The organism is Nocardia glycosmidis, assembly GCF_052545115.1.
Genome location: NZ_JBQWRH010000012.1, coordinates 128,342 through 151,014, shown reverse-complemented (window position 1 = coordinate 151,014; position 22,673 = coordinate 128,342). Strand labels below are relative to the sequence as shown.

At 65.4% G+C, this 22,673-nt stretch carries 21 protein-coding genes and 1 pseudogene; 18 read left to right on the top strand and 4 right to left on the bottom strand.

Annotation, left to right across the window (positions count from 1 at the left end; genetic code table 11):
• Positions 1 to 394: 394 nt before the first annotated feature.
• From ACT86A_RS17035 to ACT86A_RS17000, 8 genes are all read left to right on the top strand, one after another.
• A complete protein-coding gene (locus tag ACT86A_RS17035; RefSeq protein ID WP_445093120.1) occupies positions 395 to 1,078 on the top strand; it encodes a hypothetical protein in 684 nt (227 codons plus the stop codon).
• A 138-nt stretch (positions 1,079 to 1,216) separates the two neighbouring features.
• Positions 1,217 to 2,740 carry an AMP-binding protein gene (locus ACT86A_RS17030; RefSeq protein ID WP_445093119.1) on the top strand — a complete coding sequence of 508 codons (1,524 nt, stop codon included), beginning with the start codon at positions 1,217 to 1,219 and terminating at the stop codon, positions 2,738 to 2,740.
• 571 nt (positions 2,741 to 3,311) lie between these two features.
• A complete protein-coding gene (locus ACT86A_RS17025) occupies positions 3,312 to 4,103 on the top strand; it encodes a hypothetical protein (RefSeq protein ID WP_445093118.1) in 792 nt (263 codons plus the stop codon).
• A 61-nt stretch (positions 4,104 to 4,164) separates the two neighbouring features.
• Positions 4,165 to 5,247 (top strand): Vgb family protein, encoded by a 1,083-nt coding sequence (locus tag ACT86A_RS17020; RefSeq protein ID WP_445093117.1) that lies wholly within the window; start codon positions 4,165 to 4,167, stop codon positions 5,245 to 5,247.
• A 219-nt stretch (positions 5,248 to 5,466) separates the two neighbouring features.
• On the top strand, positions 5,467 to 6,480 hold the full coding sequence (locus tag ACT86A_RS17015) for a hypothetical protein (RefSeq protein WP_445093116.1): 1,014 nt from the start codon (positions 5,467 to 5,469) through the stop codon (positions 6,478 to 6,480).
• A 166-nt stretch (positions 6,481 to 6,646) separates the two neighbouring features.
• Positions 6,647 to 6,832, top strand: coding sequence for a hypothetical protein (locus ACT86A_RS17010; RefSeq protein WP_445093115.1), 186 nt, complete (start codon positions 6,647 to 6,649; stop codon positions 6,830 to 6,832).
• A 57-nt stretch (positions 6,833 to 6,889) separates the two neighbouring features.
• Positions 6,890 to 7,234: an AAA domain-containing protein gene (locus ACT86A_RS17005; RefSeq protein ID WP_445093114.1), complete on the top strand. Its 345-nt coding sequence runs from the start codon at positions 6,890 to 6,892 to the stop codon at positions 7,232 to 7,234.
• A complete protein-coding gene (locus ACT86A_RS17000) occupies positions 7,135 to 7,386 on the top strand; it encodes a DUF2726 domain-containing protein (protein WP_445093186.1) in 252 nt (83 codons plus the stop codon). Before ACT86A_RS17005 ends, ACT86A_RS17000 begins: the two co-directional genes overlap by 100 nt.
• A gap of 42 nt (positions 7,387 to 7,428) precedes the next feature.
• Here ACT86A_RS17000 and ACT86A_RS16995 read toward each other — a convergent pair whose 3' ends face one another.
• Positions 7,429 to 7,851 (bottom strand): roadblock/LC7 domain-containing protein, encoded by a 423-nt coding sequence (locus tag ACT86A_RS16995; protein WP_445093113.1) that lies wholly within the window; start codon positions 7,849 to 7,851, stop codon positions 7,429 to 7,431.
• The gene (locus ACT86A_RS16990; protein ID WP_445093112.1) at positions 7,848 to 8,216 is read right to left on the bottom strand and encodes a roadblock/LC7 domain-containing protein; all 369 of its coding nucleotides are present in this window, start codon (positions 8,214 to 8,216) and stop codon (positions 7,848 to 7,850) included. Before ACT86A_RS16990 ends, ACT86A_RS16995 begins: the two co-directional genes overlap by 4 nt.
• 916 nt (positions 8,217 to 9,132) lie before the next feature.
• Here ACT86A_RS16990 and ACT86A_RS16985 point away from each other — a divergent pair.
• From ACT86A_RS16985 to ACT86A_RS16965, 5 genes are all read left to right on the top strand, one after another.
• The gene (locus tag ACT86A_RS16985) at positions 9,133 to 10,323 is read left to right on the top strand and encodes a lipase family protein (protein ID WP_445093185.1); all 1,191 of its coding nucleotides are present in this window, start codon (positions 9,133 to 9,135) and stop codon (positions 10,321 to 10,323) included.
• Between the two features lie 245 nt (positions 10,324 to 10,568).
• Complete coding sequence (locus tag ACT86A_RS16980) at positions 10,569 to 10,814, top strand: heavy-metal-associated domain-containing protein (protein WP_445093111.1); 246 nt, start codon at positions 10,569 to 10,571, stop codon at positions 10,812 to 10,814.
• Between the two features lie 394 nt (positions 10,815 to 11,208).
• A complete protein-coding gene (gene lpqS / locus ACT86A_RS16975; protein ID WP_508104365.1) occupies positions 11,209 to 11,628 on the top strand; it encodes a putative copper homeostasis (lipo)protein LpqS in 420 nt (139 codons plus the stop codon).
• A 101-nt stretch (positions 11,629 to 11,729) separates the two neighbouring features.
• On the top strand, positions 11,730 to 12,857 hold the full coding sequence (locus tag ACT86A_RS16970; protein ID WP_445093109.1) for a PLP-dependent cysteine synthase family protein: 1,128 nt from the start codon (positions 11,730 to 11,732) through the stop codon (positions 12,855 to 12,857).
• Positions 12,854 to 14,230 carry an MDR family MFS transporter gene (locus ACT86A_RS16965; RefSeq protein WP_445093108.1) on the top strand — a complete coding sequence of 459 codons (1,377 nt, stop codon included), beginning with the start codon at positions 12,854 to 12,856 and terminating at the stop codon, positions 14,228 to 14,230. Before ACT86A_RS16970 ends, ACT86A_RS16965 begins: the two co-directional genes overlap by 4 nt.
• Positions 14,231 to 14,473: 243 nt before the next feature.
• Here the strand turns inward: ACT86A_RS16965 and ACT86A_RS16960 are convergent, their stop codons facing one another.
• On the bottom strand, positions 14,474 to 16,429 hold the full coding sequence (locus ACT86A_RS16960) for a potassium transporter Kup (protein WP_445093107.1): 1,956 nt from the start codon (positions 16,427 to 16,429) through the stop codon (positions 14,474 to 14,476).
• A gap of 524 nt (positions 16,430 to 16,953) precedes the next feature.
• Entirely contained in the window at positions 16,954 to 17,958 is a 1,005-nt protein-coding gene (locus ACT86A_RS16955) for a GlxA family transcriptional regulator (protein ID WP_445093106.1), read from the bottom strand.
• Positions 17,959 to 18,070: 112 nt separating this feature from the next.
• Here ACT86A_RS16955 and ACT86A_RS16950 point away from each other — a divergent pair.
• The 5 genes and pseudogenes from ACT86A_RS16950 (at position 18,071) to ACT86A_RS16930 (ending at position 22,668) form a co-directional block, all read left to right on the top strand.
• Positions 18,071 to 18,492, top strand: a pseudogene (locus ACT86A_RS16950) (VOC family protein).
• A 148-nt stretch (positions 18,493 to 18,640) separates the two neighbouring features.
• A complete protein-coding gene (locus ACT86A_RS16945) occupies positions 18,641 to 19,087 on the top strand; it encodes a DUF4254 domain-containing protein (RefSeq protein WP_445093105.1) in 447 nt (148 codons plus the stop codon).
• 130 nt (positions 19,088 to 19,217) lie between these two features.
• Complete coding sequence (locus tag ACT86A_RS16940) at positions 19,218 to 19,652, top strand: ATP-binding protein (RefSeq protein ID WP_445093104.1); 435 nt, start codon at positions 19,218 to 19,220, stop codon at positions 19,650 to 19,652.
• Positions 19,645 to 20,454, top strand: a complete 810-nt coding sequence (locus tag ACT86A_RS16935; protein ID WP_445093103.1) for an RNA polymerase sigma factor SigF — start codon at positions 19,645 to 19,647, stop codon at positions 20,452 to 20,454. The genes ACT86A_RS16940 and ACT86A_RS16935 overlap by 8 nt, the downstream gene beginning before the upstream one ends.
• Before the next feature lie 69 nt (positions 20,455 to 20,523).
• Positions 20,524 to 22,668, top strand: coding sequence for an MMPL family transporter (locus ACT86A_RS16930; protein ID WP_445093102.1), 2,145 nt, complete (start codon positions 20,524 to 20,526; stop codon positions 22,666 to 22,668).
• Positions 22,669 to 22,673: the final 5 nt, after the last annotated feature.

Sequence of the window (22,673 nt, the reverse complement as noted above, 5' to 3'; positions counted from 1 at the left end):
GTCGCATCGTCCCGGTCCCGCATTAATTTATAAGTGAATGATTGTGGACATATAAGTTGAGAACTAGAGTAGATGTGGAAGATTGGAGTCGATGATGACCGAAGATCAAAGGTCGCAAGGCTATTCGCACGCTCGAACGTCCGTTCCGTCCGCTACGCCCTGGCGTTCCATCCTGATCGGCTTCGGCGCCTTCGCTGTGATCGCGCTATTGCTCACCGCATGGCGATCGAGGCCATCGGTGGAGGTCGATGACCACTTCCGGCTCCCGCTCATGCCGGACGTTCCCTATGAGACGGTTCCGCATGTCGTGTGCACCGTCGTGATGACCTTGTTCGGTCTGATCGGTGTCGTTCAGGGTATCCGCGGCGGGTGGTCCACCCGCTCGGTACTTCCGGTGGTGATCGCGCTCAGCACCGCACTGATCTGTATCCCGGAAGTCTTCTTCGACATCATGGGTGGCGTCTATTTTCCCGTAAGTGATACCGAGCCGTTCGGGCACGCGTTCACGCTTATGGGCCGTGATATGCCAGTGTGGATTGTCGCAGGCTGGTTCGGATACGGGATGTTCGCGCTGTTCATCTATGACGCAATAGCGAAGCGGCCGTCTACGAAAAGTTTGTGGAAACTGCTCGCTGTCGCAGGGCTGAGTTCAGCGATCTTCGAAGAGGCATTGCTCGCCGCCGGTGTCTACCACTACTACGGAAACCAGCCGCTCGTTCTGTTCCACCTTTACCCATGGTGGTGGCTGCCGGCCAATTCGATCGGCGTATTCCTGGCGGCCGCACTGGCATACCGGCTCCGAAACGGACTGCAAGGCTGGCGTTCGCTGTGGATGCTGGTGATCACGCCGATGTCGGTGGCCACGGTGTACGGTGCGGTCGCGCTGCCTTCATGGATTGCTGTGAACAGTGACTATCCCTGGCTGCCGACCCAATTGCTGGGCCTGGCGACCATCGCGCTCGGAATCGCGACGTTCGCGCTGCTGTTGAAATACATACTGGGCCGTGAGCCGTTCGATATGAATTATGTTCCGGATGCGGATGACGATTCCGCGTCGGTCGAGGTCCCCGCGGTCTGAATGTTCTCGAATGCATTCGGCAAGTCCCTCCTGTCGGCGTACCAGAGGGACTTGCCGAATGTCACGTGACGTCGGAGGCGTAACGACCGAAGCGGGCAGTAGCCGTTCGGCACAGTGAGTTGAAGCGAGGAATGAACCGTGGGCTATCCGGCAGAATTCGCGGCGGCCACGCCCGCGAAGGCGGCGCTGATCATGATGCCGTCCGGAGCGTCGATCACCTATCGGGAACTCGATGAACGGTCGTTCCGGCTGGCGAGGTTTCTCCAAGATCGCGGTATCCCGGCCGGGGCGACGGTCGCGGTGATCAGCGAGAACCGGCTGGAGTGGGCGGAGGTGATGTGGGCTGCGGCGCGGTCGGGGCTCGACTCGGCGCCGGTCAACTGGCACCTGGGACCGGACGAGATCGAGGCCGCATTGCGGGCCTGCGAAGCCCGGGTGGTCATCACCTCCGGCCTCCGCGCACCGGTGGTGAGCCGCGCGTGCGCGGAGCTGGCCGATATCGAACTCGTCCTGGTCATCGGCGCGCTGCGCGATGATGTCGTCTGGTGCGCCGGGGCAGTCGAGGAGTACGAACCGGCGCTGGCGAGTGTGAACCAGGCGGTTTCGCTCGAACGCGAGCTCATGGGCGGGCGGGTGATGTTCAGCTCCGGAACAACCGGGGCTCCGAAGGCGGTCCGCCATACAGCTGCGCCGACGCATCCGAAAGATGCGTCGCCGCATCTCGGTGAGTACACGCAGCTCCTGAGCCTCAGCGCCGATACGGTCTACCTCTCGCCGGCGCCGGTATATCACACCGCGCCGTTCCGCTTCGTCTTCGGCGTGACGCAACTCGGCGGCACCGTGGTCTGTTTGGAGTCCTTCGACGCGGTGCTCGCGCTGGAGGCGATCCAACGCTTTCGGGTGACCCACGCGCAATTCGTGCCCACGATGCTGAAACGTATGCACAATCTGGCAGAACCGGTCAAGAATGCGTTCGATGTGTCGAGTATCCAGGTGGCGCTCACCGGGGCCGCACCCTGTCCGCACGAATTGAAGAAGCGGATGATCGAGTGGTGGGGGCCGGTTGTCCACGAGCTCTACGGTGCTTCCGAAGGATATGGGAACTGCCATATCGGTCCCGGCGAGGCGCTGGAACGCCCGGACTCGGTCGGTCGGGCGCTGCGGGGAACCATCCACATCACCGATTCCGAGGGAACCGAGCTGCCGGCCGGAGAGGACGGAATCATCTGGTTCGCGGGAGCTTCGGCTCTGGAGCGAGACGCCGAGGCACCAGTAGAAGCCGGGAGATCCGGGTGGAGGTCGGTCGGCGACGTGGGCCACGTGGACGAGGATGGCTACCTGTACCTCACCGGTCGCGCGAACCAGATGATCATCTCGGGAGGCGTCAACATACACCCGCAGGAAGCGGAAAACCTGCTCGGCCTCCATCCCGCGGTGGCCGACGTCACCGTCGTCGGCCGACCTGACGCCGAGTTCGGTGAGATCGTGGCGGCGTACGTCATCCCGCGTGACGGCGTCCCGCGGGAGGGTCTCGCGAACGAGCTGATCCGCTACTGCCGCAGTAAAATCGCCCATTTCAAATGCCCGAAGGTCGTGTTCATGGTCGATGCGCTGCCGCGGGGCGAAAATGGGAAGATGTACAAGAGGTTGCTTCAACGGTAGCAGGCCAACAGGCCTCAGGTTCCGATCTCGAGATCAGTTCAGAATGAGGATGCGGCCGATGTGCTGGAACGGCGACAGGTGCATGGATCCACTGCGGTAGGTTCATGATCGGTCCAAAGAAGCCGAGGTCAGCGCGACCCGAACAGTGAAGCGCGACCTGACACCGGCGCACCAGGTATCAGGAGATCACGCCACCCAGGAGCAGTCCGAGGCCCACGAGGGCGGCGGCCATCATCGCCCTGGCGGCTGTGGCGATTAGATGGTGGGTAGGGAACTGCCAGCGGTTTAGCTGACCGGCTACACGCCGGAGTGCAGGGCTGTACTGGATCTGTGGTGGCAGAATGAGCCGGTCGTGGGCCGATCAGATGAAATGCGTTGTGCCACAGCACTATGTGGATAGCCCGAAATATTTGGTGACAAAATAGTCCATCCATAGACAAAGTTGCTCGTTGGGCCTTAGCCTTTGAGGAGGCGTAACGGCGCGCCGGGGCGAGGCTCGGCGGATCCGTCGTTGCCGACCACAAGGAGCGAACTAATGTTTCTGGCGGGCTTATATCCTTCGCCTCCCGATGTGACTGCCCCGGCGGGTGCTCATCAGGTCGTGCTGGCCATCGCGGCCGTGGTATTCGGGTTGTGGGTGCTCTACGGCGTGATCGACTTCATCCGCAGCAAGTCGCCCATCCTGTTGCTGTGCGCCGTCGGCGGTCTGGTGTGCGCGCTGATGGAGACCTTCTGGGGTGTCCTGGGCCTGTTGAACTACCGCGAGGGCAACCTCATGTCGTGGATTCAGTTCAACTTCCGGGGTGATCCGCTGTGGTCGACGCTGCTGTACTCGGTCTTCGCGGGTGGAAGCGCCTACCTGTTCTACGACCTGCGGAGGCGGAGGGCGCCCAGGAAGCAGTACTGGCGCGGCATCGGGGTCATTATCGTGTCGAACCTGATCATCGAGATTCCGGTGACCGCTCTGAAGCTCTACGACTACTACGGCAACCAGCCCTTCCAGTTCTACAATGGTGGCTTCCCGTTCTGGTGGCTGTTCACCAACCTCGGCGGCATTTTCTCCGGCGTCCTGATCGCCCTCGCGGTGGAGCGCTACGGAATGCGCGCCACGTTGCTCGCCGTGCCGTTGATTCCGTGCGCGTTCGGCGCGTGGGAGATGTGGGCCGGTTGGCCGACTTTCGTCGCGCTCACCATGGGCGCATCGCTCTTCTGGACCTATCTCGGGGCGATCTGCACGATCGTGTTGAGCATCGGCACGGCATACGCCATCTTCAACGCCGTCTCTCCGACTCCGGGTGCCGGTGAATCCAGTGGCGTCGGTGGCCGAAACACGGCGCCCACCGTCGGCGTCCAAGCGCGATAGGCGTTCGAACCACAATGTCGAACGGTCGGGCACAGCCCGATCGGATCAGAGAGGTGAATACATGACCGGGCTTCGATGGAAGTCTGCGCTCAACCGAGCCGCTACGTGCACTGCGACCGCAGTGGCGGCCCTGGGCTTGTTGACTGCCCCCTCCGTCTCCGCGGCGCCGACCGGCGGATTCGTCGAGTATCCCGACCCGGGCCGCGCGCCGTGTGAAGGGATATACCACGAGGCCAGCGGCCGGATATTCGTCGAAGAGATCGTCAATCCAGGGCAGAACGGCAACATCGGAGCGATCGGCGTGCTCGACCCGGCGACCGGGGCGATCCTGCGCTACCCGCTACCGGTTGCCGGCACGACCGCGGGCGGTGCCGCGTTCGGCGGTGACGGAAATCTATGGTTCACCTACTTCGGGGCCAGCAGCGGCGTCGCCTTCTTGAACCCCGCGACGATGGAGTTCTCCATCTTCCCGACTCCGGATCCAGCCTCCACGCCCACGGATATCTGGCCGGGCCCCGACAACGCGATGTACTTCGCGGAGTCGATCGGTCAGCGTATCGGGCGAATCGACTTGGGATCGCACGCGATCTCCGAAACCCCGATACCCGGAGGAGGACTGAACGTGCCGACCACCATCATGATGCCCGGCCGCGGGAACAAGATGATGGTCTCGGCCGCGCTGACCAACAGCATTATCGAGTACGACACGGTCACACACGAATTCACCGTTCACCGGGTTCCGACGCCGAACGCGGTACCCCAGGGTCTGACCATCGGATCGGACGGCGCGATCTGGTTCAGTGAGTCCTTCGGTGCCAAGATCGGACGGATTGATCCCGATTCCGGCGCGATCACGGAATATCCGATCGCCACGCCAGAGGTACCGGCGCCATCGATGGGGCCTCTTGTGCTGGGTGCCGACGGCAACCTGTGGTCCGCGAACGGCGGGTTCACCGGGGGCAGCACCGTCGGCAGGTTCAACACGACCACCCACAAGATCGACTATTTCGCTCTGCCGCGCCCGGCTTCGGGCCCCTGCGACATCGATTCGGTGGCGGCGGCGAACGGCAAGCTCGTCATCGGTCAGACGACCGGGGGCGCGGTGGCTGTCGCGGAGATCGCCGATCTGAACGCCATCAAGTAGGGGGTCAGCTTGTCATGGTCGGCTGATCCGCTTGCGACCGGCCGACCGTGCTGCTTTTCAGCGCAAACTGCTCGTACGCGGTAATTGCAGAATAGTCGATATTCTAGAAGCAAATTATATATTGATCTAACATAATGATATTAGTGCTCTGGTGTGCAGCACCGTGGCGAATGTGGCGGCCGTGGCCGGCGGTCGCCGATGTGTGGAAGTGAGTAGCCCATGTCAACGGAGATGAACGCGCGGAAGAACTCCGCCGGAGCGAGCTCCGGCGGAGCGGCGATACGGATCGGGATCGCGGCGGTGCTGTTCGCCGCTGCAGCACTTGTGATCACGGCCTCGAAAGGCCACGAACAGGTGCCACTCGACCCGACCTATGGCACGCCCCCTCCACCGGACCTACCGTACGAAGTCGCCAACAACATCGGATGCATGATCGTCATGACCTGCATCGGGCTCATCGGCGTGGTCCTCGGCCTCGGGTGGTGGATGCGGACGAAATCGGTGCTGCCGCTGGCGATCGCGCTGAGTGGCGCGTTGATCTGCATACCCGAGGTGTTCTTCGACGTCATGGGCGCGGTGTACTTCCCATGGAGCCCGACCGCGGCGTTCGGTGATGCATACGCGATCCTCGGCCGGCACATGCCGTGGTGGATCGTGGCCGGATGGTTCGGGTACGGCGTCTTCAGCTTCAGCATCTACGCTCTGCTGACGACACGGCCGACTACCCGGATTCTCTGGCTCACGTTGGGCGCTGCTGCGGTCGGCGACGTCGTGTTCGAGGAGCTCCTGCTGAAGTTCGACGTTTACCACTACTACGGAAATCAGCCGCTGGTCCTCGTTTCAGAACTGCCCTGGTGGTGGATCCCCTGCAACTCGGTCGGCGTCTTCCTCGCTGCGTCGCTGGCCTACCGCTTCCGCTCCTCGCTTCAGGGGTGGCGGGCACTGCTGATGCTGATCATCACGCCGATGTCCGTAGCGACCGTCTACGGCGCCATCGCTCTGCCGTCGTGGATCGCGGTGAACAGTGACTACCCCTGGCTGCCGACTCAGCTTCTCGGCCTGGTGACGATCGCGCTGGGGATCGCGGTCTACGCACTGATTCTCCAGCTCGTGCTGGGACGCAAGCCGTTCGAACTGGGCCACGCACCGAACGCCGAGCAGGAGATCGTCGATGATGTCGGCCAGATGGACGAACAAGGGCTCGCGAGCACGGCGGACGCCGGCCGGGCCTAGCTAATGCTGCGTTCCTCAAAGGTGGTAGACAAACCGGCGGAGTAGCGCCCGGGGTTTCAGCGCTGGGTCACGTTCATGGTCGACGCGCTGCCGCGGGGCGAAAATGGGAAGATGTAGAGGAGCTGTATGCGGTGTATCTGAAGGAACGGGCAGAGGAGGAAGGGCGATGAGCGGCTTCACCAAGTGGGATCGTGACGGCTTTCGTCGCCGGGTAGGTGAGGGGGAGGCCGCGCGGCGTCGTCGCGCGATCATGGCCGAGCAGTGGGGTTACCAGCTTGCGGAGGAGCGGAAGCGGCTGGGGTTCACCCAGGCAGGCTCGGCCGACATCGTGAGGCACGGAAACCGTTACTAGGCAACAGATTCTGAGAAGAGACCGGGCCCTGGCTCGAGACTGCACCATGAGGTCGGGGTGACCACCCCGTACCGCCGTCAGGCCGACAAGGTGACCGACGCCCTGATCGATTCCATCGAATCCGATACCGTGCACAAATTCCAAGGGAGGGAAAAGGACGCGGTCGTCATGACCAGAGTGCTGGACGACACGCTGAGCAGCCGGGCAGCTCTGGAGTTCGCCGACGATCCAAAATTGATCAATGTGTCGGTATCCCGGGCGATGCGCTTGTTCGTCCTGGTCACCCACCCGTCAGATTCGTCATCTACAACCGGATCACCAACGCGAACGTGCGCGCCATCGAAGTGGACGGCCACAGCACCCATGAAGCTAACCCGAAGCAGCTCGCCCGCGACGCATTGAAGAACGAGATCTGCCGTCGCTATGCCTTTCCGCTGCCGCGCCTACCGACTACCGGAAGCGGCGAAGCCGACGAGGTCCGTGACCGGTGGGCGCCGGATCCGAGTCCCAAGGGTCGTCGCTTCGGCTGGGAAGATGCCGTCGGTGGCTGCTGATCCGGTGCCGCCTGCTCCTGGAGGTACCTGGAGGTTGGTTGTTCATGACTGGGGGGACTGGAGAATCGCCAGCACTTTCTTCGCGGCTGCGCTGAACCGCCCTAAGGTGACGGTGGGTTGGCTGGTCACGATCAGCAGCAAGGTGCTGGTAATCGGGAACACTCCCACGCAGCCACGGTCGGCTTCGAACGTCGCGGAATGCAATTTGCCTTGGGAGACAAGCCTTGCGAAGTGGTCTCCGATTCCCGCCGCTGCCGCCGCCATCGCGGAGCCGCGCAGGGCGATGGTGTCACCCTCATCGCCACTGCCGCCGGATTCTTTGTTCGCCGCGACTACGAGCCCATCACGGCTGGTGATGACAGCATGCTGCACATCGTCGATCTCGTCGCAGGCGCGCTGTAGCAGGGCTTCGACGAGGGTGGGATCGTGCAGTACGACGTCGTGGCGGTCGGCGCCGACGCTCATACTCTGACTGCCTGCTCGATGCGGCGAAGCTGATGACGGGCCAGTGCCAGATTTGCCCTCGCCTTGTCGAGGACCAGGTACAGGAAGAGTTCCTCGTCGTTGCGCTTCGCCAGCGGCATGATGATGTGATACTGCCCTCCGAGCGTGACCAGGATGTCTTGTACCGTCTCGTCGAGCTGCAGGCCCTCGATCGCGCGCTGCTTCGCGCGCAGTACTTCGGTGTTCAGTGCTCCGGCCAATTCGAGGTCGAGTAGCGAACTGCCGCCCTGTTTGGCCAGCAGCATGCCACTCCTGAGATCGACCAGTGCGATACCGATTGCGCCATCCACGCTCATACCGTCGCGCAACGCGTCATCAAGCTTCATTTGAGACTCCCGGTAACCCCCACGCGGGGAAGGCGTTCGCCTTCGCAGGTGGGATACCCATTGATAGATCCGCCTCATCGCGCGAGAAAGCCTCGCTGTGAGATCGTGAGACAGAGAATTTCCACAAAATGCACCACGCCAACGGAACAAACTGATTTGTTGCCCGAAGGCGGTGAAAGCCTAGCAAACCTACTCGCGCAGAGCTAGTTGTAAATCGAGCGGCATGTAGTTGGCATTCGGTCAACTACCTTGCGGTTCAACGTGAGTCGCGTCCGCGGTAGGCACGCTCTGGTGGGTGCGGGCAGCTGTGGTGCGGGCTGCACCACGCGACAATGCTGTCCGGTAGCCGCATCTCGATCCAGGACCGAGCCTTGTGTTGCCATCGTGAAGTCGGGCGAACGGGTGCACGAAGACCGCATGAAATCGCTGATGCGAACTGGCCTCTGAGCGCGTCGATCGCTCGCAGGGCTGATAGCCGAACGGATCGCGGGACAGCAGGTCGGGTGTGCGGTGGTGGACCCTGACCGACTCGCCGGTGCGCGTTCCCTGTTCGCCCTGCCCATCCGGGGCGGTGGCTCTTCCCGTGCAGAGCGGCCCGGCGGCGGCGAGGGCTCCGGTCGGATGCTGCCCGTCCCGCTCGGACAGCTACGGACTCGTATCTCGTTTTGATTGCTATTGGTGTGCTGAATTCACTCTGCTTGCGCGGCAGTGGGCTTGGATACTGGTGCTTACTGCTGGTAAATCCAATGTAGAAGGGCAATTTTCGGAAAAGTGAGCAACCGCTCAGATGGTTGCGATAAATTTGCTGAAGGTCTCAACGGCAGGCTGGCTGGTCGACGAATGCCGCGAACTACTCGTGGAGGTCAAGGTCGTGACTCGTCCGTTTGTTCTCATCCTCAGCAGCAGGCGTAGCGGTTTGGCTCGGGTCTTCGGTGTGCTCGGTGGTGCGGTACTCGCGCTGCTGCTGGTGACGCCGGCGCTCGCGGAGCCGCTGTATCCGCAGCCCGATCCGGACCCGTTCTACGCCGCCCCGCCGGATCTGGCCGCACACCGACCCGGTGACGTGCTCGAAGTCCGGGAATTGCCACCGCTGGCACTGTTTCCCGGCGCCTCGGTGAAACTGATCGAATTCCGGTCGACCAACTCCGGTGGCGAGCCGATCGCGGCGACGACCACGATCCTCACCCCCTTCAACCACCCGCCCAATGGACCGCTGCTGTCGTATCAGCACTTCATCAATGCGCTCGGCACGGGCTGCGCGGTTTCGCACATGCTGTACACCAGCGATACGAATTTGGTGACGACGACGCCGATGCTGAACGTGGTGCTGCAGCAGGGCTGGAGTGTCGCGCTGCCGGATCACCTCGGGCCACGGTTCGCTCTCGGGGCCGCGCGCTTGGGTGGCCAGATCACACTGGACGGCATCCGAGCGGTGAAACAGCTGCCCCAACTCGGGCTGCAGCACAGCCCAGTGGCGCTGACCGGCTACTCCGGCGGCGGCCTGGCCACCGCATGGGCCGCCGCGCTGCAGCCCACGTACGCGCCTGAACTGCAGCTCGCGGGCGCGGCCATCGGCGGCGCCCCGATGAGCCTGGTGGCGATGGCGGAGGGGCTGGGTTTGGACCCGCACCCGGCTTTCGGCCTGGCCATGGCGGCGGCGATCGGCTTGGAGCGGGAGTACCCGGACCGGATGCCGGTCAGCGCGTACCTCAACGCGCGTGGCCTCGAGATTCGTGACGCCATGGCCAACAGTTGCACCAACGACATCCTTGCCGTCGGCGCCAATGGCAGTGCACGCGAGTACGTCACCAACGTCTCGGTCTTCGACCGGCCCGAGGCCAGGTCGGTGGTCGAGGAGAACAGCCTGGAACTGTACCCCGGAGCGCCGGAAGCACCGATATTCGAATGGCATTCGCCGAGCGATCCGCTGATTCCGGTGGCCGCCATCGACAACACCGATCGCCACTGGTGCGCTGCCGGGGTGCGGTTGCAAACGATGCAGGTGCCCGGAGTGGAGCACCTGTCCGCGGCGGTGCTGGGCGCCCCCGCGGTCTTGTGGTGGCTCGAAGCGCGCGTGCGCGGAGAGCCCGCGCCGATCGCCTGTTGACGAATGTGGACTTCTCTGGCGAGAATACCCCTATAGGGTATGTAGTCAAGTAGTTGTGAAACATACCCCCTGAGGTAACGGCGCACGGTCGCCACGGCGGCGAGGGCCCGGATCGGAGATTCCCCCGGCTCAGAGCGGGTGGACTAGCCGTGAACGCACTCGTCGCGCCTCCGGCTTGAATACCCCACGGGGGTAGTGTATAGGTTGAAGTGTACTTGCTTGCGGCCCGGCGATCATGATTCCGGATGGGCCTGCGGACCCGCACTCGATCGACAGGAAACGACATCAGCACCTCGATCATCACCATCGCGGGAATGACCTGCGGCGGTTGCGCTTCCAAGGTCCGGGCCCAGGTCGGTGCGCTCGACGGTGTGACCGGCGTCGACGCCGATCCAGCCACCGGTCGAGTCACCGTCGAATCAGCGAATGCCCTCGACCTCGACACCCTCGAGAGTGCCGTCGAAGCCGCCGGTTACCGAATAGTGACCTGAGGCTTCGGCCCCGGAGCGCGCCACCGTGTCAGAGGCTCTGGTGAACGGCGCGCCGGTCGGTCCGGTCGGTGCGCCGAGGAGGCGCCGGATATACGGTGAGTTCTTCCCGTGTTCGCAGCCGTCGGTGGAGCTCGTCACAGGATGGCAGAGGAGGATGAGTGCGGCGAAGAGGTTGTGTCGCGACCGTTGCAGTGTTGCTTCGCCGATAGGGCTTCGACACGAGAACAATGAGTAGGTGAAAGGAGGTTGTGCAGGTGATCCGACTGGTCGAACATGCCGATATGCAGTGCAAACGCGGAGATCGCATTCGACACCGTGACGCCTGTGTACCACCTCCGACGACGGGGATGCTGCCACGTGACCACCATCGCTACCCGGATCCGAGTGATCCGCGGTGACCGTTTCCGCTCGTCTGCGACGCGCATCGGTAGCAGCGCTGATGGCGGTGTTACTGATTGCCCCGATCCTGCACTGCAGCCTGCACCAGATCGACGAGCACACCCACCCCGCCGCTACGGTGGCGGCGCTGTCGATCGGTAGCTCGCAGACCGATCATCTGCACGATATGAGCGGTCCCGTCGGCCACCGCGGTGACCAACATCACATGATTTTCTGCATCGAGAAATCTGTGCTGCCCGGCGGTGTGACCGTGCTGCCGTTGCTGTGGGTGATCCTGATCGGCATGGCCATCGTGGCCACGATGACCTTGATGTTCACCGCCGGTGACCAGGGGATCCGTGGGCCGCCGGGTTCGGGCCCGCTCATGTTGAACGGGCAAGCCATTCTCACGAATTTCTGTATCTCCCGACGCTGACAGGTCAGCGCCAGGCCGTCGTATGCCGTCGGCCGGTGTTCGCTGCCTGCTCACCGTCACGACCGCCCTGTGTGGCGGTTCGGATACAGAAAGCGACAACCATGAACAACGTCGTGTCCGGCAAGTCCGCTGCGTCCTCTGCGGGTGTGCTCACCGCACCCGCTCCGGTGCGGGATCCGAGTTCGTTGGTCGGCAATACCCCTGTTCTGTGGGTGGGGGCGCCGCTGGCGCCTACCGGCCGCGGATTCTGGGCGAAACTGGAGGGGTTCAACCCCGGCGGGCTGAAGGATCGCCCCGCCCTGCACATGGTCCGGTGTGCGAAACAGCGCGGTGACCTGGCGCCCGGGGCCCGGATCATCGAATCCACCAGCGGCACACTGGGGCTGGGGTTGGCGCTGGCGGGAGCGGTATTCCACCATCCTGTCACCGTGGTCACCGATCCGGGGCTGGAACCGATCGTGGAGCGCATGCTCGCTTCCTACGGCGCGCGCGTCGAGCTGGTGGCCGAGCCGCATCCCCGCGGGGGCTGGCAGCAGTCCCGCCGCGACCGTGTCACCGAACTCATGGCGGCCGAGCCCGGTGCGTGGTGCCCCGACCAGTACAACAACACCGACAACGTCGACGGATACGAATCTCTCGGACTCGAACTGAAGCAACAGTTGCGCGAAGTCGACGTCCTGGTGTGTGCCGTCGGCACCGGCGGTCACTCGGCCGGTGTGGCGCGGGTACTGCGCCGATCCAATCCGGAGTTGAAGCTGATCGGCGTGGACACGATCGCCTCCACGATCTTCGGCCAGCCTGCCGGCCCGCGGGTCATGCGTGGGCTCGGCTCCAGCATCTTTCCCCGCAACGTCGACTACCCGGCCTTCCACGAAGTGCACTGGGTGGCACCGGCGGAAGCGGTCTGGGCCTGCCGTGCCTTGGCGGGTACGCATTACGCGACCGGCGGCTGGAGTGTGGGGGCCGTCGCGCTGGTCGCCGGATGGGCCGCGCGCACCTTCCCGGCCGATACCCGGATCGCGGCAGTGTTCCCCGACGGCCCACAACGCTATTTCGACACCATCTACAACGACGACTACTGCCGCGAGCACGGACTGCTCGACACCGCCCCGCCGATCGAACCCGACGTCATCGCGCACCCGGGCCAGCGGGTGGTGCACTCATGGACCCGCACCACCACCATCATCGACCCGCACACCAGCAATCCGGCAGGAGAGGGCGCATCGTGACCGTACTGAGGAGCTTCCGCAGTTTCGACCTCGCCGCGCGGCTGCTGATGATCAACCAGTTCGGCATCAACCTCGGCTTCTACATGCTGATGCCGTACCTGGCCGGCTACCTCGCCGGCCCACTGGGGCTGGCGGCATGGGCGGTCGGGCTGGTCCTCGGGGTGCGCAACTTCTCCCAGCAAGGCATGTTCCTCATCGGCGGCACGCTGGCCGACCGGCTCGGCTACAAACCCCTGATCGTCGCGGGCTGTCTGCTACGCACCGGCGGCTTCGCATTGCTGGTGTTCGCGACCTCCCTGCCGTGGCTGCTGATCGCCTCCGCCGCCACTGGGTTCGCCGGCGCATTGTTCAACCCGGCCGTGCGCGCCTATCTGGCCGCCGATACCGGCGAGCGCCGCGTCGAAGCGTTCGCGGTGTTCAATATCTTCTACCAGGCCGGGATCCTGGCCGGACCGCTGGTGGGCCTGGCCTTGATGTTCTCAGACTTCCGCGTGACTGCCGCGGCCGCGGCGGTGGTGTTCGCGATCCTGACCGTCGCACAGTTGTTCGCCCTCCCGGCCCGCCGCGAGCAGAAGCCCGCGGAACCCACTTCGGTTCTGCAGGACTGGCGCGCGGTGGCGGCCAACCGCCGCTTCCTGTGGTTCGCACTGACGATGATCGGCTCCTATGTGCTGTCGTTCCAGGTGTACCTGGCCCTACCGCTGCAGGCCGAATACCTTGCCGGCGTGCACTCCCAGGTGCTGGTCTCGGCACTGTTCGTGATCTCCGGGGTCGTCGCCGTGGCCGGACAACTGCGGATCACCGGGTGGTTCGAGGCCCGCTGGGGAACCGGACGCAGCCTCGCGGTGGGTATGGCGATACTGGCCGCAGCGTTCCTGCCGTTGCTCGCGGTACCCGGACCCGGACCGTTCGGCGTCACCGCCGCGATCATCGCGCTACTGCTGTCCACGGCAGTGCTCGCGGTCGGCACCGCCGCGGTGTTCCCCTTCGAAATGGACACTGTCGTCTCACTCGCCGGCGGGAAACTGGTGGCAACCCACTACGGCTTCTACAACACCATCGTCGGAATCGGCATCCTGGCCGGCAACCTCGCCACCGGCGCCGTCGTCGGTGCCGCCCGAGCCGCCGGCGCGGACTGGGCGGTATGGGCCGGACTCGGCCTCATCGGCGCAACCTCGACCTTCGCGCTACACCGACTCGACCGATCACAACCACAACAGGCCACGCCCGGCGGGCCGGACACCCACCCCACCCCCGCCGAAACCCGCCCTCGGGTCCCGGGGACCACACAGCCGGAAAAGGCCGCCCCCCACCGCCCACCCGATGGCATCGACCGTCAGGACCGCGAACCGGCGAGGACAACACGACGCTGACACGTGGGCACACCGGCCGGCCCGACCAACCCCAGATGAACGCGGCGACACGAGGGTCTCTGCTGACTGCATCGTTCGGTCTGAAGATGTTGTCGAGAAGCCCTCCTAGCCGTAGCTGTCCGCATACGCAAAGTTCGGATGTGCCGGTGGCGGTGCTCGATCGAGGGCGGCTATCGCGTCCACCAGGGGGCGCGCGTCCGACCCGGACGCCGATGTGGCGACTCTCCGCGCGGGAGAAACTGCCTATATCTCGATATGTGAGCCCATGATGACGGTCCGCTCACGAGGCAGTCCGAACTGTTCGGCGGCGTCGGCGGTCAGGTAGGAGGTGGCGATGAACAGCCGCTTGCGCCACAGGGCCATGGTGGGCGCGGCCCCCCGCCGGAGTTCGATCTTGGACAGGAAGTAGGAGGCATCGTCGAGCCGCAACGGCCCTTCGGTGTCGGCGGGACCCAGCATCGCCAGTGCGCCGGGCACATCCTGGTGCTCCAGGTAGCCGAAGCGGGCGTTGACTTGGATGATCCCGTCCTCGGCGTAACCGAGGGAGTCGACGACGATTCGGTCTTCTGGCGCAACCCGGGGGACCGGCTCGGTTTCGATGGACATGATCACCACATGCTCGTGCCGCACATGGTTGTGCTCGACATTGGCCCGCATCGCCAGCGGCGCGGTCCGCTTGCCGCGATTGAGGAAGACGGCAGTGCCGGGAACCTGGCGAATCGGAGGTTTCCCTTCGTGCAGTTGTCGGACGAATTCGCGCAGCGATCCCTCGCGCCGCTCCCGTTCCGCGCTGACGATCTTGCGTCCGCGCTGCCAGGTGGTCATCACGGTGAACGCGGTGAGAGCGAGCAACAGCGGCAGCCACGCACCATGAACGAGCTTGGTCAGGTTGGCCGCGACGAAAAGCAGGTCGACCAGCATCAGCGGCACGGCGCCGAGAGCGATCAACCACAGCGGCGTGCCCCACCTGGCGCGGGCGACGTAGAAGAACAACAGGGTGGTGATCGTGATGGTCCCGGTCACCGCCATGCCGAACGCATAGGCCAGTGCTGCCGAACTGCGGAAGGCGAACACCAGGGTGAGCACCGAGACCATCAACAGCCAGTTGATCCACGGGACGTAGATCTGTCCGATCTCCGACTCCGAGGTGTGCGCGATCCGCAGCCGGGGCAGATAGCCGAGCCGGGCCGCCTGCGAGGCCACCGAGTACGCGCCGGTGATCACCGCCTGGGAGGCGATCACCGTCGCCGCGGTGGCCAACAGGACCAGCGGTAGTCGGCCCCAGCCGGGCACGAGCAAGAAGAACGGGCCGCTGATGTTGCCGGGGTCATCGAGGATCAGCGCGCCCTGGCCGAAGTAACTGAGAATGCACGCGGGGAACGCGAGGAACAGCCAAGCGCGGGTGATCGCGCGGCGGCCGAAATGCCCCAAGTCGGCGTAGAGTGCCTCGGCCCCGGTGACCGCGAGCACAACCGCGGCCAAGGCGAAGAACGCCGTGCCGAAATGGCCGGTCAGGAAGCCCAGCGCGTAGGTCGGCGAGAGCGCCTTCAGGATCTCCGGGTGGTTGGCGATGCCCGCCGCCCCGGCCACGCCGATGGTCACGAACCACGCGATCATCACCGGCCCGAACACGCGGCCCACCGCCGCGGTTCCATGCCGCTGCAGCAAGAACAACGCCACGATGATCACCGCCGTGATCGGCACGACGAACTCGTGCAGCGACGGTTCGACCACGCGGATTCCTTCGACTGCGGACAGCACCGAGATCGCCGGAGTGATCATGCTGTCACCGAAGAACAGCGATGCACCGAAGATGCCCAATGCCGCAAGCAGGACGGCTTCGCGGCGGCCGCGCTGGGCGCCCCACCGCCGCAACAGCGTGATCAGCGCCATGATGCCGCCCTCGCCATCGTTGTCGGCGCGCAAGGCCAGAAGTACGTAGGTGATCGTGACGATGATCGTCACCGACCAGAAGATCAGCGACACCACGCCGTACACATTGTCGACGCTGACCGGTACCGGGTGCGGGTCGTGCGGGTTGAACACTGTCTGAATCGTGTAGATCGGGCTGGTTCCGATATCACCGAACACCACCCCCAGCGCCGCGATCACCGCCGCGAGTCGCACGGTGTCGCGCGTGCTCCCGTGGGAAGTCGGCCGTTGCTCGTCCGACGTGGTTTCCTGCCGGTGGTCGGTCATGACGGTCCTCCTTCGTGCGGGCTACCGGTTCGCACCCGGCGATTCGTGCCGGACGCAGAAGCTGCGCATTCCTGCCGTTAGAAATGATTGCGCAGGGTACCCCTGATCTTGGGTCTCACTCGAAAAGAGGTGAACGACGATGATGATGTGGGATCAGATGATGACAATGGTCCGGGACTGGTTGGATCGGATGTTTCCCGGCATGCCGATGATGATGTGACCCCGCGGCGGCTGTTCGTCTGCGGCCGGCTGTGTCGGCGTGGTCCGATATCCGAGATGGTCGTGCTCGGGTTGGGCGAAGACCGAGGCGACCAAGGACGGGGACGTGAGTGTCCGGTTCGGCGAGCCGTTGGGTGTTCATGCGCCGGCAGCCATGAGCGAGCCGGCTGATCGAACCCGGCGTTGCGCAGAGCCGAGGCCGAACCTGTCGTAGGGCCGGTCGCCCTGGTCGATGAGCATGCGCATGATTCGCCGTCGACAAGAGGCGGTGCGGGCGCGTCTATTCCGCAGTGCCGGAAGAGAATTCAGTATGACCAGCGGCTCGTGCGGATTTCGGAGATCGACGTTCCCCGGCGACGGCGGAACAGCCCACGGAGGGTTCCCGCGTTGAGGTAGCCGACTTTGGCGGCCACCGCGTCCACGGTCAGGGGTGTGGTGCGCAACAGGTGCATCGCTCGTTCCAGGCGTATGTCGTGCACGAATTCGGTGGGGGACATGGCGAGTTCGGCATGGGTGGCACGTTGCAGGCTGCGCTCGGTGACACCGATTGCCTTGGCGGCCTGCGAGATTCGGAAATTTTCGGCGATGTGGTCGCGGACCCAGCGTTCGAATGCCGCTGTGACGGAATCGCCCCTGGCGATGATCTCGGGAATGATGAAGTCGCGCTGTTGTCTTCCCGCGCCCACCGCCAGATAGCGCATGGCGCGCTCGGCCAACGCGGGACTCTTGGTCGCGATCAGCGACAGCGCGAGATCCATGTGTGACAGCGCCGCGCCCGCGGTGGTGACGCCCTGGCCCCGGCACAGTGTGCGGCCTTCGTCCAACTCGACGCGGGGATAGCGATGCCGGAAACTCGGGCCGAGCCACCAACTCGTGGTGGCTGGTGAACCGTCCAGCACACCGGCCTCGGCCAGGTAGAACGTTCCGGTGCAGGCGGCGGCGAGATGCACCCCTCGTTCGCGCGCCGCGACCAGACGGTTCAGGACGGAACGGCTGGCGCAGGACGAGACGAGTTCGATGAGCGCCTCGGCGGCGCCCACGTTCACCGCGGGGACGATCATCAGCTCGATGTCGTCGCCGAGGTCATCGAGTGGAATCGTCGGCACGGTGTGGCCGTGGCCCGACCGGACGGTGGTGCCGAGCGAGACGCTGCGTACCGACCACGGTTGCGGCGGGTCGGCGAATTCGGCGCGCACCGCGTTCGCGGTATCGAAGGTCTCCAGCAGAGCGGCGTATCCGAAATCGGCGACGTCGTCCACGACGAAGACGGCCACGTCCATGTCGGAAACAGTACCGAAAATGTCGTTCACGACACTCTTTTCGGCCGAAATTCTGTCTTACTCTCATCTCGACACGACGTGCCACCGGTAGTCGCCGACGGCAGTCGGTCGAGCCCGCCGACCTTTCACCTGGGGAGTTCGCGTGGAAACGACCGGAAAACACCACATCCGGCTGACTGTGACGGATATCGCTCGGTCTCGTGCCTTCTATCACGATGTTCTCGGGTTTCCGATCGCCGCCGAATCGCCGGGCAGCCCGGACGACCCGGCAGTGCGTGCCGATCCGTACCGGCTTTTCGGTGGAGTGGTGTTCCAGGCCAATGGAATCCTGCTCGGTCTGCGCCCGGTCGCGCCCGCGACGGACCGCTTCGACGCCGATCGGGTGGGCCTGGACCATCTCAGCTTCACCGTCCCGGCGCGAGAGCACCTGGTCGCGGCGCCGCCCGACTGACCGAGGCAGGCATCGAACACGGTGAGATCACCGAGATGGGCGACTTCGGGATCGCGATCCTGTCGTTCACCGACCCGGACGGCATCCATCTCGAACTGACTGCGCCCCTGTGACGTCGGCGCCACCGCGTTGCGCCGACGCACACCGGGCCCACCCGGAAAGATCGTTGTCCCGATGAATGCTTCGACGACCGTCGCGGAATCGGTGTGGTTGTGCCGAGGAGGTAGGCCGATGCTCGTCCAGCGTGCGCGGCTGAGAAAAGTGATCACAGGTTCGGTGTTGCCGAGCCCGAGTACTTTGCTGTGCGCGCTGGGCGGTCAGCATGTGCACGGGCTGGTGAGCGGATGGGCGCAAGAGCTGACCGAGCTGCACCGGTGCCGCCGTGAAGGGATCAGGCAGCCGACAGAGATCGACGCACGCCGCGTCGAACTGGTCGATCGGATCAATACCTGGGCACTGGTGCACCTGCCCAGCGCCGCGGCGGACGTTCGGCTGCACGACGCGAGTCTGGGTGAAGTGATCGACCGGATCGCCGCCGTCGCGGAACAGGCATTCCATCTGTTGATGCACGACGATCCGGGTGGCGAACGCATGCACACGGCGTGGACCCGGCTGGCCGAATTGGAGATCGCCTACGCGGAACTGGTGTGCGAGGTCGGGGACGGCCGTCGCCGGCTGCCGCCGATGCGGTTGGGCGCGGACGGCTGACCGGCCGTCCGGCCTGTCGCCCACCTGGGCGGCTCGAATTCGGCCACCAGCGCATGGCGTGTCGAAACGAGTGGACAACAGGGCGTAGGCTGATCGCTCCGACCGACGGCGCGACTTCTGGGAGTGGTGCATGAGCAAGGGCGAGGGGACTTCTCCCGCGACGACGCGGACCGGCACGATCAGCGTGCGGGTGCCCGCGGAGTCCGAGCAGCTGGCGATGCTGCGTGCGTTGGCCGAGACCATCGTGCTGATGGCCGATTTCGGTATCGATGAGGTGACCGATATCCGGCTGGCTCTCGACGAGGTCGCCAGCGCGCTGGTGCTGGACGCGGTGCCGGGGTCGGAGCTCGACTGCGCGTTCAGCTTCGACGGCGATGCCGTGGACGTGCGCGTTGCCGCGGTCACGATGTCGGATGCCACACCGGATCAGTCCGGATTCGGCTGGCACGTCGTTGCGACGCTGACCGATTCGGTTTCCGCGTCCCAGGAAACACCCGACCCCGCCGCGGGCGGCTACCCCACCACCGTCGACTTCCGCTGGGTGCGCGGCGGCTCGGATGCGTAGCGGGTCGAATCGGACCACTCCCGCGCGCAAGTCCGGGCCGGACAGCTACGAGAATATCGAGCCGCTGTTCGCGGAGCTCGCCGCGGTGGCCACCGACGACCCGCGCCGCGCCGCGCTGCGCGCGGAGTTGATCGACCGCTGCCTGCCGCTCGCCGAACACATCGCGCGCAAATTCAGCGGACGCGGCGAGAGCTTCGAGGACCTGCTGCAGATCGCTCGAGTGGGCATGCTCGCCGCGGTCGATCGCTTCGATCCCGCACACGGCGCGACGTTTCTGTCGTTCGCGGTGCCGACGATCATGGGGGAGGTGCGCCGGCATTTCCGCGACCACGCCTGGTCGGTGCGGGTGCCAAGGCGGCTCAAGGAAATTCAGTCCACCATCGGTCCCGCGGTGGAGACGCTGTCGCAGCGGCTGGGCCGGATGCCGCGGGCACGGGAGATCGCCGAGGAGCTCGGAGTCGACCTGACCGAGGTGACCCAGGCGCTCATCGCGCGCAACGCCTATCAGACCTCCTCGATCGATGCTGTCGCCGAATCCGGCGACGCCGAGTCCGCAGGTCCCTCGCTGCTGGATTCGCTGGGCGCCGAGGACCCCGATTTCGGCACCGTGGAGAACTATGTGGCGGTGAAACCACTGCTGGCAGCGTTGCCGGAGCGCGAGAAGCAGGTGCTCGTCCTGCGCTTTTTCGATTCCCTGTCCCAGGAGCAGATCGCCCAGCGCATCGGCTGTTCGCAGATGCAGGTCTCGCGGATTCTGTCGAAGACCTTGAAATCATTGCGCGAGCAGGCTTTACGAGACTGATCGGGCCGGCCGGCGGTGCCGGCGGGGTGTCCGGGTTGCTTGCCGGCGAAGATCTGAGAGAGTTGCCAGGTGAGCGCTTGGGATCGCTACGCGTCGCTGGTGACCGCCCGCGGATCGTGGGTGCTGCTGCTCGTGCTCGCCGCGGCCTCGGTCGGGCTGATCGCAGCGGTCGGGGCGAACGAGGCGGCCGACCGGGCGCCGGACGCTCTGCCGCCGTCGGCGGATTCCGCGCAGGTCGAACAGGCTTTGGCAGAGTTTCCGGACGCCGGGTGGGCGGCCGCGATTCTCGTGGTGACCCGCGCCGACGGCGGCATGCTGACCGCCGACGATCGCAACGCCACCTCCGCGGCGGTGACCCGTGCCGCGGCGCGTTCGCCCGAGACCGGTGATCTGATCACGTCACCGGATCGGAAGGCGGTGATCGGACAGGTGCCGGTGCCTACCGACCTGAGTGGCCTCGCGCTGACCGCCCGCATCCGGGACATCCGTTCCGCCGCGCGCGACGGGCTGCCCGACGGGTTGACCCTCCAGGTCACCGGCGGTCCCGCGTTCGGCGCCGACATCGCCGATTCGTTCTCCGGCGCCAATGTCACCCTGCTCGCGGTGACCGCGACCGTGGTGGCGGTGCTGCTGATCGCGACCTATCGCTCCCCGGTGCTGTGGTTGGTGCCACTGGCGGTGGTCGGCGCGGCCGACCGGGTCGCCACCAGTGCCGCGACCGCCCTGGCGCGCGTGACGCCGCTGGCCTTCGACGGCTCGACCTCCGGCGTCACCAGTGTGCTGGTGTTCGGCGCGGGCACCAACTACGCGCTGCTGCTGGTCTCGCGCTACCGCGACGAGCTGCACCGGGAGTCGGATCACCGGGCGGCGCTGCGGCAGGCGGTGCGGCGGGCCGGTCCCGCGATCCTGGCGAGCAACGTGACCGTGGTCGCCGCGCTGCTGGTGCTGCTGCTCGCGTCGGTGCCGAGTACACGCAGTCTCGGCGTGATGGCCGCGCTCGGCTTGCTGGTCGCGGTGGTGTTCGTGCTGCTCGCGCTGCCTGCCGCGCTCGCGCTGTGCGGGCGCAATGTGTTCTGGCCGTTGGTGCCGCGCGCGGACGCCCGCGATGCCACCGGGGAGGGAATCTGGCATGCGATCGCCGCGCGCGTGGTACGCAGGCCCGCACTGATCGCCGGATGCGCGATCGCGGTGCTCGCGATCTGCGCCACCGGTTTGCTGACAGTGCGAGTCGGGCTCTCGCAGACCGAGCAGTTCCGGGTCCGCGCCGAGTCGGTGGCGGGATTCGACGCGCTCGCGCAGCATTTCCCGTCCGGAGCGTCCGATCCCGCGATCGTGGTCGCCGACAGCGGCGCGGCCGCGGCAGTCGAGGCGGCGTTGCGGCACACCGAGGGAGTCGTGCTGACCTGGCAGACCGGAACCTCCCCGGCCGGGCTCACCCGATGGTCGGTGGTGATCGACGCGCCACCGGCCTCCACACGGGCCTTCGACACGGTCGCGGCGCTGCGCGCGTCGCTGACTCCGGTATCCGGGGCGAACGCGCTCGTCGGCGGCACCGACGCCCAGGTGCTGGACATCCAGACCGCCGCGTCCGCGGACCGAAAGGTGATCATTCCCCTGATCCTGGTCGTCGTTCTGGTGGTCCTGCTGGTGCTGCTGCGCGCCATTCCCGCCGCCGTGGTCCTGGTCGCGGTGACCGTCCTCAGCGCGCTGGCCGCGCTCGGGCTCGGCAGCTGGATGAGCGAACACGTGTTCGGGTTTCCCGCGCTGGACATCAGCGTTCCCTTGTTCGCGTTCCTGTTCCTGGTCGCGCTCGGGGTCGACTACACGATCTTCCTGGTGACCAGGGCGCGCGAGGAGACCCCTGGGCACGGCACCACGCAGGGCATGGTGCGCGCGGTGTCGGTGACCGGCGCGGTGATCACCAGTGCCGGTATCGTGCTCGCCGCGGTGTTCTGTGTGCTCGGCGTGCTCCCGCTGATCACGCTCACCCAGGTCGGAATCGTGGTCGGTCTCGGCATCCTGCTCGACACGTTCGTGGTGCGCACCGTGGTCATTCCCGCGTTGTTCAGCCTGATCGGGCGTGGAATCTGGTGGCCGAGCCAATTGCGGCTCGTGACGGACGAGCAGGCGACCGGCGGGGGCACCGCCGACCGGCCCACGAGCGCAGACCAGTCGCGTGACCAGCATGGGCCGGGAGCGGATAGCAGTCGGTGACCGCG